Genomic DNA, 14175 nt, shown 5'->3' on the forward strand with positions numbered 1-14175 from the left:
CTCACCCGTCATGGAGACCCGCAATGGCAATCGACGCAATTGTCGCAAATATGGATGACGTCTGGTCGACAATGGACGATAGCCCGGATACTGAAGCGGGTCGCGAACAGCGCACGGCGCTTAAACAGTTGCTTCAGCGCATCAGGGATGACGGATATTCGCTGCTATTGATGAGCAATCTAAGCGCCGAGTATTTAAATCGTGCCATTGGCTCCGCGCTCGGACAGGACGGAGTGACGTACTTTTCCGCGATCCTTTCGTCGCAGGAATTCACTGATCGTTATGCCATTGCGCTGCACACGCTCGAGACTGCTCCCCATCGCGTCATCGCCCTGGGGAGCAGTGGCAAGGAATTGCAGGAAGCGCGGACGTTTGGCATCGCCCGGTGCATTCACCTCAATGAGGCACTGAGCCAATTGCCTTTGTAGAGAGGGGCTGACCGACATTCGCGTTAGAGATGGCACCGGAACCGAGGGGCCCCGCGCAGCGTAAAACCCGGCAAGTATCAAGCGGACAGTGTTCGGTTCGCTTTGTGATGCGCTTGCGAGCGGGGACGTTCAGCGTAGATAGTTTTTCATGAATGTCCACAGTTCCGGGATGTCCGAAGTTGCGGCGTTAAAGCGGAACCACGCTGACGCCGGTTCTCCCGGGCGGAAATACGACCCCGGTGCGAGCCAGATTCCCTTGGCAAGCGCTTCATTCGTTACCGCCATGCTGTCTTCTGGACGAATCGGCAACCGTGCCCATAGGAACAGACCAGCCTTTGGCATGTGGAAAATCTCCAGACCAGAATTGGTCATCGATTCGGCTACGCGCATGTGAGCATTAAAGAGCCGTTCGCGGATATGCGCGATATGGCGGTCATAATGCCCATCGATTAGCACATTTGCCACCGCGCGTTCTGTGACTTCCGATGAGGTAAGTCCAACTGCCATCTTGGTCAACGCGAATCGTGAAATGAGGTCTCGGCATGCCGCAATATAACCAACGCGCACTGCAGGCGTGATGGTCTTGGAGAAGCCTGAGAGATAGATGACATTCTTCAACCCTTCCATTGCAGCGAGGCACGGCGCTCCAGCAGGTGCCAACTCCCTGGAGATATCATCTTCCACAACCCAAAGACCTTCTCTATCTGCAATTTGAAGCAGTCGAAATGCAGAAGAAACAGAAAGCGAGGCACCTGAGGGGTTCTGCAGCACGGTGTTGATAAACATGCCCTTAGGGCGGTGTTCACGGACGATCTCTTCCAGTTGCGCGATGTCGATGCCATCAGGTGTGCACGGGACGCTCACGACATTGATGAAGGTTACCTTGAGAATCTGGAGGAGATTGCAGTAGCACGGGTCCTCCACAATCACGGTGTCGCCCGGTTGCAACAGAGTTCGGACGACGAGGTCTAGTGCCTGTGTGACGCCTTGCGTGAGCAGAATGTCCGAGCTTCCAACAGACAGCGAGTATCGGCGCAAGCCGCTCGCGATGTACTCGCGCAGCGCCGCCAGGCCGTATGGATGGCCATACCCCCCGATTCGTGGGCCAGGAACGCGACTTACGACGCGCAATGCGTGCTGAATGCCGCTCTCGTTTACCCAGTCATTCGGAATCCAGCCACACCCTGCCTTGATTGGTACGGAATGGTCTGCAAAAACATCCGATAGCAGCCATGATGCGTTCAAACTCGGCCCACTCCACGCGGGCGCATCTGGCGTGTGAGCCTCAGGCGTTGCCACGCGATATCCAGCGCCAGGTCGGGCAACAACCAGGCCAAGCGAAACGAGCCGTTGATACGCTTCCGAAACCGTGTACGTGCTAAGGGCGTGCGTCTTCGCGAAATTACGTACCGAGGGCAGTTTTGTGCCAGCGGGATAGGTGCCGTGACTTAATTCCTGTTCGATTGACGCGACAATCTGGTCAACCAGAGTGCCTTCGCTTTTTCGCACTCGCGAGAGGTTCAGCTTGAACATTTCAATACAGTCTGAGGGAAAAAATCAACACGGTTTGGTCGTTTGATTTGTGCTGTCCAGTGATTGTATCGCGCGACGTAGGTAGAGTAGGTGCCATCTTCACGGAGACACACATGAGCACTTCTAACATACCTGACCTCTCGAACTTCTGGATGCCGTTCACGGCGAACCGTCAATTCAAGGCGGCGCCGCGTCTTTTCAAGTCGGCCAAGGGCATGTACTACACGACGGTCGATGACCGCCCCGTATTGGATGCAACTGCAGGTCTTTGGTGTGTGAATGCCGGACACGGTCGCTCGGAAATTACGGAGGCGGTCGCCCAGCAACTCGCGACGATGGATTACGCGCCGACGTTCCAGATGGGCCATCCGCTCGCATTCGAGGCAGCGACGAAAGTAGCGGAGTTCATGCCCGCGGGTCTCGACCGCATCTTCTTCACGAATTCAGGTTCGGAATCGGTCGATACGGCCCTGAAGATTGCACTGGCCTATCATCGGGCACGCGGCGAAGGCCAGCGTACGCGTTTCATCGGCCGGGAGCGCGGCTATCACGGTGTCGGCTTTGGTGGCATCTCTGTTGGCGGTATTCTTGCGAACCGGAAGACGTTCTCGGGCAACCTGATGCCGCACGTCGACCATCTGCCGCATACACTGAACATCGCGGAGGCTGCGTTCACGCGCGGCCAGCCAACGTGGGGCGCCCACCTCGCGGACGCACTCGAACGCCTCGTGGCGCTGCACGACGCATCGACCATTGCGGCGGTTATCGTGGAGCCGCTCGCAGGTTCGACGGGCGTGCTTGTGCCACCGAAGGGGTACCTCGAGCGGCTGCGTGAACTGTGCACGAAACACGGCATCCTGCTGATTTTCGACGAGGTCATCACCGGCTTCGGCCGACTCGGCGCGCCGACGGCGAGCGAGTACTGTGGTGTAACGCCGGACATCCTCACGATGGCCAAGGCTATCAACAATGCGGCGGTTCCATTGGGCGCGGTGGCGGCTAGTCGCCTGGTGCACGACGCGGTTGTCAACGCGGGGGGTGAAAACGCCATTGAATTTTTTCACGGCTATACCTATACGGCGCACCCGGCAGCTATCGCGGCGGCAATTGCGACCTTTGACATATATAAGCGCGACCGCCTCTTCAACCGGGCGCGCGAGCTCTCTGGCGTCTTCGAGGATGCTGCACACGAGCTGCGTACTTCCCCGCACGTGAAGGACATCCGCAATCTTGGCCTCGTTGCTGGTATTGAACTCGAATCGCGGCCTGGTGCAGTGGGCGCCCGTGCATACGAAGTCTTCCTGAAATGCTTCGAGGCCGGCGTGCTCGTGCGCTACACAGGGGACATCCTTGCATTCTCGCCGCCGCTGATTATCGACGAAGAGAAGATTACCCAGATTTTCTCGACGGTTCGTGACGCCCTGCGCAACGTGGCCTGAAATCTCACGTCTGGCAGAAATTGGCCAGACAGCCTTGGAGTATGGAAATGAATGTTGTCAACGAGAGGGCAAGACTCGCTTCGAAGCAGGTCAGCCACTTCATCAACGGTCGGATAGTTGAGCCGTCGAGCGGGCAGTTTAAGGACGTGTTCAACCCCGCGACCGGTGAGGTGACCGGTTCAGTCGCGCTTGCTTCGGTAGTGGAAGTTGACCAGGCAGTGCAGGCGGCTAGGGCGGCCTTCCCGGGCTGGAGTGAAACGGCTCCGCTAAAACGCGCACGTGTCCTGTTCAAGTTCAAGGAGTTGCTGGACAAGCACCACAACGAACTCGCAATGCTCATCACGCGCGAACACGGCAAGGTGTTCACTGACGCCCAAGGCGAGGTGGTGCGAGGCATCGAAGTTGTGGAATTTGCCTGCGGTATTCCCAACCTGCTCAAAACCGATTTCACCGACCAGATCGGTACTGGCATCGACAACTGGAACCTGCGCCAGCCACTGGGTGTGGTAGCCGGCATCACGCCGTTCAATTTCCCTGTAATGGTGCCGATGTGGATGTTCCCCGTCGCATTGGCCTGCGGAAACACGTTTGTGCTCAAGCCGTCCGAGCGCGATCCGTCGGCGTCGTTGCGTCTCGCCGAATTGATGAAGGAAGCTGGTCTGCCCGACGGCGTCTTCAACGTCGTCAACGGAGACAAGGTGGCAGTTGACGCACTCATCGAACATCCCGATGTCGCTGCGCTGTCGTTCGTCGGCTCGACCCCGATTGCGGAATATATCCATACCGAAGCTTCGCGCCGCGGCAAGCGCGTCCAGGCACTCGGCGGTGCCAAGAATCACCTCGTCGTAATGCCCGACGCCGATCTCGACCAAGCCGTGGACGCCCTGATTGGTGCTGCATATGGCTCGGCAGGTGAACGTTGCATGGCCATTTCGGTCGCGGTTGCTGTTGGCAGCACCGCTGACGCGCTCATCGAGAAATTGATTCCGCGCGTCAAGTCACTGGTCATCAAAAACGGCGAATACCTCGATGCGGAAATGGGGCCACTGGTGACCGCCGAGCATAAGGCGAAGGTGGCGGGATACATCGCTTCGGGCGAATTGGAGGGCGCGAAACTCATCGTTGATGGGCGCGACCATCCGGTGTGCTCGGAGCCTGGCTATTTTCTTGGCGGCACGCTGTTCGACGGCGTTCATACGAGCATGAAGATCTACAAGGAGGAGATCTTTGGCCCGGTTCTCGGCGTGATTCGTGTGCCGGACTTCGCTACGGCGGTCAAGCATCATCAATGCACATGAGTTCGCAAACGGTGTCTCGCTATACACCACGGATGGTGGAGTTGCTCGAGCGTTTGCTCGGCAGATCAAGGTGGGCATGGTCGGGGTGAACGTGCCGATTCCGGTGCCGATGGCATGGCATTCGTTTGGCGGTTGGAAACGCTCGCTGTTCGGCGATCATCATACATACGGCGAGGAAGGTGTGCGGTTCTACACGCGCTACAAGAGCGTGATGCAGCGTTGGCCGGACAGCATTGTCAAGGGTGCCGAGTTCACGATGCCTGTCGCTAAGTAATGCTCCAGCCGCTGTGCCGGTTGCCGGGGCCGCGGTGATTGGCGGTGGTTATACAGCGGGCAGTCTCCGGCCACGAGAGAGCTTCGCGCCGTCGACCCGAACCTCACGCATTCTTAATGTCGTGAAAGTAAGGACGATGGCGCATTTTTTGGTCGGGCCGATAGGCTCGATGCAGATTCCCAAAACCATCAGACTCCTTCTCCGGTCGAACCGCTATCAGGAAGACGCGTGACTCAACCGGGCACGCGCTGCTGTGATGGAAAAGCGTCGACGGACGCAAAGAGAACATCCCGCCTTGGCGTGCCGAATGGTGCGACGACAGCCATCCCGATTTGCCGTCGGTGTGAGCCTTGCCTCGTTCACGACCAACGTGGCGCCCGCGCGTTCAAGCCGCCTTCAAGATTCATCGGCTACCTCAGCGGCAGCGAAAGCGAGGTGACGCCTCAACTGGGTCACCGAGTCGCTGGCCAATACGCTCAACCCGTTAGACCATTCGACGGTTCCTTCGTCAGATTGCCGGTGACCAAATCGCATGTCATACCACCTTCCCCTAAGCGTAAAGGGCCGACGCCATCCACCATTTCAAAATTAATTTTGACAAAACAGGGGAATCATTATAATGATTACCTAGCGGTGCCGATGGCGTCGTGTTCGGAGGGGCGCAACGCGCGGAAACCAGCGCCTCTGATCCAGAGGATCACCTGGGTGCCAGATTTCTCGTGATGCTGCTGCTGTTTTACAGGATCCCCTGGCGGGTGCCAGGGGATTATGACGTACGCTCTCTGAGCGTTCCAAGTATTGATTGCATAGGGCGGTAGATCAATTACAAAACAGGAGACGCTCGAAAGAAATGTTTAGGTATGCGTAATATTCGATGAAAGAATAGTAAATTCGAAAAATATCGTTACCAATTGGTAACCAGGTTCGGAGAATACGATGAAAGCACGCAACGTACTCGCAGCATCCGTCTTGTCGGCATGTGTCGTTCCCGCAATGGCGCAAAGCTCGGTAGCGCTCTACGGCGTGATCGACGAAGGCTTCGACTTCACCAACAACGTGGGTGGGAGCAAGGTCTACGAGCTCCAGAGCGGCTATGTTCAAGGTAGCCGGTGGGGCCTGAAGGGCACAGAGGATCTAGGCGGCGGTCTGAAGGCCGTGTTCCGGCTCGAAAGCGGCTACGATGTCAACAACGGAAAACTCGCGCAGGGGGGCTTGATGTTCGGGCGGCAGGCCTACGTTGGCGTCGCCAGTGATACATATGGCTCGGTCACACTTGGTCGTCAGTACGATTCGCTGGTCGATTTTCTGGCGCAAACCACCGCGAACGGCAACTGGGCGGGCTATCTGTTTTCCCACCCTTATGACAACGACAACACGGATAACACGTTTCGCGTAAACAATACCGTGAAGTACACCAGTCCGTCGCTCGCCGGCTTCCAGTTCGGAGGTACGTACAGCTTTAGCAACGACACAAATTTTGCCAATAATAGACAATACAGCGTTGGGGCGCAGTACACGAATGGCGCCCTGTTGATCGCGGCATCGTACCTGCAGGCCAACAATCCGTCTTCAACGGCCACTGGCGCGATTAACAACGGCGGCGACGAAAATTTTCTGGGCGAGCGCCTGCGCATCTTCGGTGCAGGAATTAACTATACGATCGGGTCGGCGACATTGGGCTTCGCATATACGAACACCGATGTCGCGCAACCGCTCAGCACCAGCTATGTGGGCGCGATCACACCGCCTGCTGGGTCGACCCTGTCGTCGCTGCGCTTCCAGAACTTCGAACTGAACGGGAAATATCAGTTTACCCCGGCGTTCTTTGTCGGCGCGATGTACACCTACACGCGGGCGGATTTCAATGCGACCACCGGAAAACTGCATCCCAACTACCAGTCGATCGGGTTGATGGCTGACTACAACCTGTCGAAGCGTACGGATCTGTACCTGCAGGGTGCATACCAGCACGTTGGCGGCGACAAGACCCAAACGGTGCTCGACGTCGCGTATGTGCCCGGTGCGGCAGGCGTTTCTTCGAACTCGAATCAGTTCGTGATTCGGGCAGCGTTACGGCACAAGTTTTGAGGCTTATAACGACTTAAGGCGCGGTTGCGGCTCGACGCGTCTTCGGGGCGGTGCGGCCGGGTCAAATCGTGCCGCTACCGGATGCTGGTGTGATGACGCCTGCTGTTGCTGAGACGCGAACGTGCCCGTCAGGCCGCATGCGGTGTCACACCAGACAGAACATGGGCAAAGCGTCGCGCTTTACATCCAGGAGACTTCCTATGCTTCAGTGTCCAGTTACCGATGAGCAATGGATTGTCGTGGCTCATCTGATCCCGCCGCATGGGCGTCAAGGCTGGGGGCGACCGGCACGGGATCGCCGCACGATTCTCGATGCAATTCTTTGGGTGACTGTCAACGGCGAACGATGGCATCGTCTGCCCAGAAGTTTTGGGCCGCCGCAGACGGCATACATGAAGTGGCTGCAATGGCGGCGTAGCGGAGTGATGGACAAAATCCTTGCGCTTCTCTCCGCCGGGGAAGATGGTCTGGGCTGACCGTGCATGTGTGGATGCGCATTGGAGTGTTTATGGTACGCCCCGCCGCGAATCCGCGCTGAGAATCGGGCATCGGAGTGGCCGGTCGCCTTTGGCCGGTCGATCAATCCTCGCCCGGGCTGCGAGAGATGCACGCGGTCAGACGGCATATCCGATTTGCATGAGCAGTCGCCATCGCGCGGACGCCTAGTCGGCCGCCTGATCGCACGCGAGCGTTGCGCATTGTTGTTGCCGGCTGCGTGCCCTCATCGACCGAGGTGCTGATACCCCCAGACGCTGTGGTTCATAGCGAGCGCGGACTCATCTTCTATGGCGACCGACTGTTTAAGAGACAAGCCTGTCGGCGACACTTCTGCTTCGTGTGGAAGATTGGCGCCCGATATGACATGAAAACCCCCCGGGAGTATCGTGAAACGATGAGCGATGAAATCCAGACGTCCGGTATCAACCGCCGCAAGCAAGTAACGGGTGCCGACTTCGTAGAGCGGGCCATGAGCTCAGTTGACGAATTTTCGGAGCCGCTGCAGGAATGGCTCAATGAGCATGCGTGGGGCAGCACATGGTTGAGCGACGGACTCGACCTGCGCACCAGGAGTCTGTGTACCTGCGCGATGCTTGCTGCTCTCGGCAGGGGTAACGAGCTTAAGGGACATATCTGCGGCGCCATCAACAATGGCGCAACCATCGTCGAAATCCGGGAGGTCTTACTCCACAGCGCGATATATGCTGGGGCGCCTGCTGCCGTCGAAGCGTTCCGGAACGCTCGCGAGGTGGTCGACGGGCTAGGACTGAATGTTCGGGCTCGGGCATAGCACGCACCAGATCAGGACACGTGGCGTTCAATTGGCAAGTCGGTAACCAGCATATGGCGTGGAGCGTGTCCGATTGCGAATGGCAACTTCACTGCCGTTACTGACAGCTGCGGTATCAGTCCGCACGCCCAGAAAACGGTCTTGATAGCGCTATCGATCTTGAGTCGCTGCGAGCCGGTAACGTCTTTCGATCTTCAGGAGCCCAGTACCGTCACCGTCGAAATGATGGAGGAGCCTTATGCCGATTTCGGGAGTGTCGTTGAGACGTATGGTCCAGGACTGGTTGGCACCCGACCCGAAGAGAGGATTTCGAATCAGCCACTACGGACGGTACGGCACGGGACGTTATGTTTGTGTCGTCGCAGACAACGGCAGCGGCTCGAAGGCGATGTTCTTTTTTCGCCACCGGGACGGAAGATGGTGCATTTTTCCACCCGATCCGGAGAGACCGGCCATGCGTGGTGAAGTCTCGTATGCGGAGGCTAGTGATGCAGGAGTTTAGGCTGGGAAAGTAGCGGCAGGGCGGAGCAACGGAATTCGCCGTGCGGCTTTCGGCGTCGATGGGATGGCCGAGTATCGTGTTTCCTTGTGGTCAGTCTTACAGCGGATTATTGCGCCGACCGTGTACCGGGGGTGAGAGTGAAAGTGAATGCTCTGTTGAACATGCTGGAACTGGAGACGTTTGCTGCGGTGGTCGAACATCGCAGCTTCGCGCAGGCGGCGGTTGCGCTGAACATCTCCTCCGCAGCAGCGACACGGCGGGTCAAGCGGCTCGAACAGTCGATCGGGGCGATGCTCCTGTTGCGCGAACCAGTCGTGCTGCCGACGAAAGCGGGAGAAGAGGTCTTTCGTCATTTCATGACGGTCCGGCTTCAGGAGGATGACCTGCTCCGGCGTGTCATGCCGGGGAGAGCGACGACAACAGCGCTTGCGCTTGCCGTCAATGCCGATTCCCTTGCCACCTGGTTCGAGCCGGTGACGCGCGAGCTGGCGCAACACCATGTGGCGCTCGAGATTGTCGTGGACGATCAGGACCACACGCTCGAGGCGCTGGCGCGCGGCGACGTCAAGGGGTTTCTGTGCACGCAACCGGAACCGGTTGTCGATCGTTTCGTGGCCGAGTCGATCGGTCAGATGCGCTACCTGTGTGTCGCCACACCGGGATTCGCGCGCGAACATTTCGGCGTGACGGTCGGCCGGTACCCGCGACACTATTTTCCTTCGCCTGTGGCGTTGCTCAATGCGATCCTGGACGATCTCGGCTACGGGCTGGTCCCCGCCATGCAGGCGGAGCCGTTGATCGGCTGCGGCAGACTGTTTACGCTCGCGTCAGGGCACGATCTGCTGATCGATCTGTACTGGCATCACTGGGAGCAGGAGCCCGAGCCGCTCGCGACGATCAGCGCACTGGTCATGGCGGCGGCGCGGCGGAGCCTGGTCCAGTCGGCACCAAGGGGCGAGGGCGCCAGTTGACGGGCCGTTGCGACTTAGAACCCTTAACAAAATGAACGAAGGGGCTGTTACCCCTCGATGAATGCTGTTAACCTTTTCATTGTTTCGACGACGAAAAGGACATGGCCAAGCCAATACTCGACGACGAACTGTGGGCACTCATCGAACCGCTGCTGCCCCCTCCCAAACCACGGCGAACCCGTTATCCGGGGCGCAAGCCGCTCGACAATCGTGCAGTGCTCACCGGCATTCTCTTCGTCTTACAGACAGGGCTGCGTTGGGACCTGCTACCTCGCGAAATGGGTTGCGGAAGCGGCATGAGTTGCTGGCGTCGCCTCCGTGACTGGCAAGCGGCTGGCGTCTGGGAGCAGTTGCACGAGGTGCTGCTTGCACGATTGCGCGCAGCTGACCAAATCGACTGGTCTCGCGTCATCGTCGACTCCTCTTCAATCCGCGCTGTGGGCTCAGGTCAAAAACAGGACCGAATCCCACAGACCGCGCGCGACCTAGTTCAAAGCACCATCTCATCACCGAGGCGCAGGGCATCCCGCTCGCGGTGATTCTGACCGGCGCCAACCGTAACGACGTCACTCAACTTCAAGCGCTGGTCGAGGCAATCCCGCCAATCGGCGGCAAGCGTGGCAGACCGCTGTCGAAGCCTCGGGTCGTTCAGGGCGACAGGGGCTACGACCACGACAAGTATCGACGTCCACTGCATGCCGTCGGCATTGCAACCGAAATCGCTCGGCGTGGTCAGCCTCATGGTAGTGGGCAAAACACGCTGGGTTGTGGAGCGGACCATCTCGTGGCTTCACAACTTCCGCCGACTGCGCATCCGCTTCGAACAGCTCGCTTTCATCCACGAGGCTTTCCTCAGAATCGCCTGCTGCATCATATGCTGGCGACACCTGCAAAAGTCATTCTGTTAACACCTCTTAGTGGTAGTGACGCTTTCCGTTGACCCTATCAGCCGCCCCGTCACGCTGCTCATCGGTGCACACGTCTCTTCATAGAATCAGTCGACGCGAACATAGTGGACGCGTCGCTACTCTCGATTATCGGCTTGACGCCCATCAGCCACTCGCTTGACAACCAGATGTCCGCGCTCGCGCAATACCGTGGTGCGGTAGGGGGTAGTGGATGCGAGCGTCGTGCAGACATCGACGCAGCAGGCCAGGCTTCCTCCTTACAACGGATCGGGCCGTTCTGAACTCGAGCGAGGCACGTGGGTGCGACATCGGCCGCCGCCTGCTGGCTGCCGCGAGCTCGCCGTTCCGCATCAGATTGGAGCTGTCGGACGCTTTCCGCACAATTTGCCATGCAGATGCCATTATGGACTGCTAAAAAGTCATGACGACAAGAAAGATGGAAGTTTGTCAACTTTGGCCGGACCAGCGAATGGTACCGTCAGAAATACGGACGCGATGCCAGTCGGATGCCGTGGCGCAAGGTCCATCTGTCGATCCGGAGATGAACGTCCACTCGATCGTGTTCACGGAAGACACCGTGTCCGATGAGGCCGGTCTGAAAGCATACTGGCGGTCGGTGTGAATGTGGACTGTGTGATCGCCAACGGTGCGTACTACAGCATCGCACAGGCTGAAGCGTGGTCAGTCAGCGGCGTGCTGCGGATGATTCCGCTACCGTCGAACGCGATCGATAATTTACTTTAACCAACCAACCAACCAACCAACCAACCAACCAACCAACCAACCAACCAACCAACCAACCAACCAACCAACCAACCAACCAACCAACCAACCAACCTCGTAGGGAAATAATGACTGGAAAATCTTTGATGATAAAGATGGCGGCAGCCATCCTTATCGCCTTATCTTTCGCGGCATGCTCGGGGAAAGGCCCAGACAGCGGCGCCCAAGCTACCAGCACGCCCCGCGCGCAAACCTACAGGTGTTCGAACTAATGGAACACATGCAAATTAGTCGCCGCCAGTTCATGCGTCTTGCGGCAGCCGCAGCGGGTACGACAGTCGCGTCGACTATTTTCCCTGGGGCTATCCAACGCGCACTGGCTACTCCGGCAAACAACGGTACCGGCACGATCAATGACGTTGAGCACATCGTTATTCTGATGCTCGAGAACCGTTCGTTCGACCACTACCTGGGCTCGCTGTCCGGCGTTCGTGGTTTCAACGACCCGTCGGTAACCTCGGATATCTGGTCTCAGCCGGACGGCAATGGTGGGATCGTTACGCCGTTCCACATTGATACCAACAACACTAACTTCCCGATCTGGAAGGGTCTGCCGCACTCGTGGCCGGATAGTCAAGCTGCCAACAATGGCGGCCGCATGAATAATTGGGTCCCGGCGAAAGGCGGGGCAACGATGGGTTACATCAACCGCCAGGACATTCCGTTTCACTACGCCTTGGCTGATGCATTTACTGTGTGCGACGCGTACCACGCATCGATGCCCGGCCCGACCTGCCCGAACCGTCTGTACATGCTGACCGGCAGTAACGATCCGCATGGTCTCGGCGGCTTTGGGCCGATTATCGATAACAACAACATTACCCAGTTCACCAATGGTCAGGGCAATATGTACGGTCCGGGCTGGGTGACCTACGCTGAATCGCTGCAAAATGCAGGCATCAGTTGGGGCGCGTACCGTCAAGGCACCGACAAGACGAGCAACGACAACAGCGATGGCGGTATGAACGTGCTTCTCGCCTTCCAGAATTTCGTCAATGCTCTGCCGGGCAATCCGCTGTACGACCGTGGCGTCAACCCGCGAACGCTGGCGCAATTCAAGCAAGACGTGCTGGCCAATACGCTGCCGCAGGTTTCGTGGCTGTTCGCTCCGCGAATTTTCTGTGAGCACCCACTGTGGCCGCCAGCATACGGCGTCGAGTGGATCGCACGTATTCTGGATGCACTGACGTCGAATCCGGATGTTTGGAGCAAGACCGCCTTCATCGTAACCTATGACGAGAACGACGGCTTCTTCGACCACGTGGCTCCACCGCGCCCTGCGGCTACGTCGGCCAACGGTTTGAGCACCGTGGAAACGAGCGACGAGATCAACCCTGGCGACGGCAACCCCTTTGGTCTGGGCAATCGTGTGCCGACGTTTGTCGTTTCGCCGTGGAGTCGCGGAGGTTATGTTTGCTCGCAGATGTTCGACCATACTTCGCTGATCCGCTTCATTGAACAGCGATTTGGCGTGCACTGCGGCAACATCACGCCGTGGCGTCGCGCAGTTTGCGGTGACTTGACTTCGGCATTTAACTTCAAGACGCCTAACGATGTTTTCCCGACTTCGGTTCCGACTATCAGTATGTCAGTGCCGCTGCCTACTAACGCCGTGGATTTTGCTGCTGTGACGGCAGCAAACATCAACAAACCTGTTCCGACGCCACCGGCAACGCCGGCCGGCAAGCCGGTGGTTGAGTCCGGCACTCGTCCGGCACGTGCAATTCCGTATGAGCTGTTCGCGAAGTGCGCGGTCACCGGTGGCGGCCCTGCAGTGCACTTCGGTAACACGGGTGGTGTCGGAGTGTGCTACCGCGTTGTTGACCGTCTGAACCTGTCGAATGCACCAAAGTACTACACGGTTGAAGACGGCAAGACCCTGGATGATTTCTGGACATTAACCAGCGGTGCATACGATCTGCGCGTCACCGGTCCCAACGGCTTCGTTCGCGAGTATGTTGATACTCCGAGCACCAGCGCCGCCCTGCAAGTTGAAACGTGCTACGGTAGCGATGGCGCGATCCGCCTCTCGCTGATTAACGTTGGTTCGGGCGATGTGAATGCCACGGTCAGCGACAACGCTTACAAGATGGCGCCGCAGACGACCAGGGTTCCGGCGGGTCAAACCGTTGAACTGCCGATCGATCTCACCGCGAGCATGAGTTGGTACAACTTTAGCATCACCCTTAAGGAAAACAGCAATTTCATGTGCAAGGTTGCTGGTCACGTCGAAACCGGTGCAGATAGCATTACCGATCCGGCCATGGCCTCGTAAGGTGTTGCAATGCAGTTGTAGTTCTGCTGATTTGCGGGATAGCTCTGCTAAGAGTTTAGCGAAAACTGGTTTGAATTTTGTTGCCGTAGCCAGCCAGCAGATCGGCTAGATTCTCATGATTTTCGTATTAAACTCAGCAGTTTAGGCGGAGATGTGGCGGGTTTTCGCTTATCCCGGCCACTCAGCATGGGTAGCCGAAATCTGACCGATACGGCTATTCCTCTTGGGCGGGGTGGAAGCGACGCACGATGACAAGGACATGCCAAGCAACGGCATCGAACGCTGCCTTCTCGGCGCATAAGGAAGGTTGCGTTCGCTCGTCCGCAGGTGGTCCTGGGCGCCTGCGATTTGCTGCTCGACCGTCGGCGAAAGTGACGAAGACGTCAAG

8 protein-coding genes and 5 pseudogenes are annotated in these 14175 nt (G+C 57.9%); 11 read left to right on the forward strand and 2 right to left on the reverse strand.

Annotation, left to right across the window (positions count from 1 at the left end):
• The first annotated feature begins 23 nt into the window (after nucleotides 1–23).
• Entirely contained in the window at nucleotides 24–428 is a 405-nt protein-coding gene (locus tag AB4Y40_RS37020; protein WP_368692084.1) for a hypothetical protein, read from the forward strand.
• 129 nt (nucleotides 429–557) lie between these two features.
• On the opposite strand, the gene AB4Y40_RS37025 is transcribed toward AB4Y40_RS37020, so the two are convergent.
• Nucleotides 558–1961, reverse strand: a complete 1404-nt coding sequence (locus AB4Y40_RS37025; RefSeq protein ID WP_368692085.1) for a PLP-dependent aminotransferase family protein — start codon at nucleotides 1959–1961, stop codon at nucleotides 558–560.
• Between the two features lie 113 nt (nucleotides 1962–2074).
• Between AB4Y40_RS37025 and AB4Y40_RS37030 the strand changes: the two genes are divergently transcribed.
• From AB4Y40_RS37030 to AB4Y40_RS37050, 5 genes and pseudogenes are all read left to right on the forward strand, one after another.
• A complete protein-coding gene (locus AB4Y40_RS37030) occupies nucleotides 2075–3400 on the forward strand; it encodes an aspartate aminotransferase family protein (protein WP_368692131.1) in 1326 nt (441 codons plus the stop codon).
• 47 nt (nucleotides 3401–3447) lie between these two features.
• Nucleotides 3448–4972 (forward strand): annotated as a pseudogene (locus AB4Y40_RS37035) (CoA-acylating methylmalonate-semialdehyde dehydrogenase).
• Between the two features lie 936 nt (nucleotides 4973–5908).
• Nucleotides 5909–7060 carry a porin gene (locus tag AB4Y40_RS37040; RefSeq protein ID WP_368692086.1) on the forward strand — a complete coding sequence of 384 codons (1152 nt, stop codon included), beginning with the start codon at nucleotides 5909–5911 and terminating at the stop codon, nucleotides 7058–7060.
• A 200-nt stretch (nucleotides 7061–7260) separates the two neighbouring features.
• Nucleotides 7261–7536, forward strand: a complete 276-nt coding sequence (locus tag AB4Y40_RS37045; RefSeq protein WP_368692087.1) for a transposase — start codon at nucleotides 7261–7263, stop codon at nucleotides 7534–7536.
• 416 nt (nucleotides 7537–7952) lie between these two features.
• Nucleotides 7953–8348: a carboxymuconolactone decarboxylase family protein gene (locus AB4Y40_RS37050; RefSeq protein WP_368692132.1), complete on the forward strand. Its 396-nt coding sequence runs from the start codon at nucleotides 7953–7955 to the stop codon at nucleotides 8346–8348.
• A gap of 11 nt (nucleotides 8349–8359) precedes the next feature.
• Here AB4Y40_RS37050 and AB4Y40_RS37055 read toward each other — a convergent pair.
• Nucleotides 8360–8485 (reverse strand): annotated as a pseudogene (locus AB4Y40_RS37055) (DUF1445 domain-containing protein); the annotation flags it as partial.
• A gap of 526 nt (nucleotides 8486–9011) precedes the next feature.
• On the opposite strand from AB4Y40_RS37055, the gene AB4Y40_RS37060 reads away from it, so the two are divergent.
• The 5 genes and pseudogenes from AB4Y40_RS37060 to AB4Y40_RS37080 all read left to right on the forward strand — a co-directional run bounded on the left by AB4Y40_RS37060 (nucleotide 9012) and on the right by AB4Y40_RS37080 (nucleotide 13787).
• A complete protein-coding gene (locus AB4Y40_RS37060; protein WP_368692133.1) occupies nucleotides 9012–9821 on the forward strand; it encodes a LysR family transcriptional regulator in 810 nt (269 codons plus the stop codon).
• Nucleotides 9822–9922: 101 nt separating this feature from the next.
• Nucleotides 9923–10729 (forward strand): annotated as a pseudogene (locus tag AB4Y40_RS37065) (IS5 family transposase).
• 733 nt (nucleotides 10730–11462) lie between these two features.
• A pseudogene (locus AB4Y40_RS37070) lies at nucleotides 11463–11525 on the forward strand (PT domain-containing protein); the annotation flags it as partial.
• Nucleotides 11518–11724 (forward strand): annotated as a pseudogene (locus AB4Y40_RS37075) (PT domain-containing protein); the annotation flags it as partial. The pseudogenes AB4Y40_RS37070 and AB4Y40_RS37075, both read left to right, overlap by 8 nt.
• Entirely contained in the window at nucleotides 11724–13787 is a 2064-nt protein-coding gene (locus AB4Y40_RS37080) for a phosphocholine-specific phospholipase C (protein ID WP_368692088.1), read from the forward strand. The pseudogene AB4Y40_RS37075 and the gene AB4Y40_RS37080, both read left to right, overlap by 1 nt.
• The last annotated feature ends 388 nt before the right edge of the window (nucleotides 13788–14175 follow it).

The organism is Paraburkholderia sp. EG287B, assembly GCF_040965595.1.
GTDB lineage: Bacteria > Pseudomonadota > Gammaproteobacteria > Burkholderiales > Burkholderiaceae > Paraburkholderia.

Bases quoted from the DNA above. Each gene is read 5' to 3' on its own strand.
- AB4Y40_RS37020 (WP_368692084.1), top strand. From the start codon at position 24: ATGGCAATCGACGCAATTGTCGCAAATATGGATGACGTCTGGTCGACA.
- AB4Y40_RS37025 (WP_368692085.1), bottom strand. From the start codon at position 1,961: ATGTTCAAGCTGAACCTCTCGCGAGTGCGAAAAAGCGAAGGCACTCTG.
- AB4Y40_RS37030 (WP_368692131.1), top strand. From the start codon at position 2,075: ATGAGCACTTCTAACATACCTGACCTCTCGAACTTCTGGATGCCGTTC.
- AB4Y40_RS37040 (WP_368692086.1), top strand. From the start codon at position 5,909: ATGAAAGCACGCAACGTACTCGCAGCATCCGTCTTGTCGGCATGTGTC.
- AB4Y40_RS37045 (WP_368692087.1), top strand. From the start codon at position 7,261: ATGCTTCAGTGTCCAGTTACCGATGAGCAATGGATTGTCGTGGCTCAT.
- AB4Y40_RS37050 (WP_368692132.1), top strand. From the start codon at position 7,953: ATGAGCGATGAAATCCAGACGTCCGGTATCAACCGCCGCAAGCAAGTA.
- AB4Y40_RS37060 (WP_368692133.1), top strand. From the start codon at position 9,012: ATGCTGGAACTGGAGACGTTTGCTGCGGTGGTCGAACATCGCAGCTTC.
- AB4Y40_RS37080 (WP_368692088.1), top strand. From the start codon at position 11,724: ATGGAACACATGCAAATTAGTCGCCGCCAGTTCATGCGTCTTGCGGCA.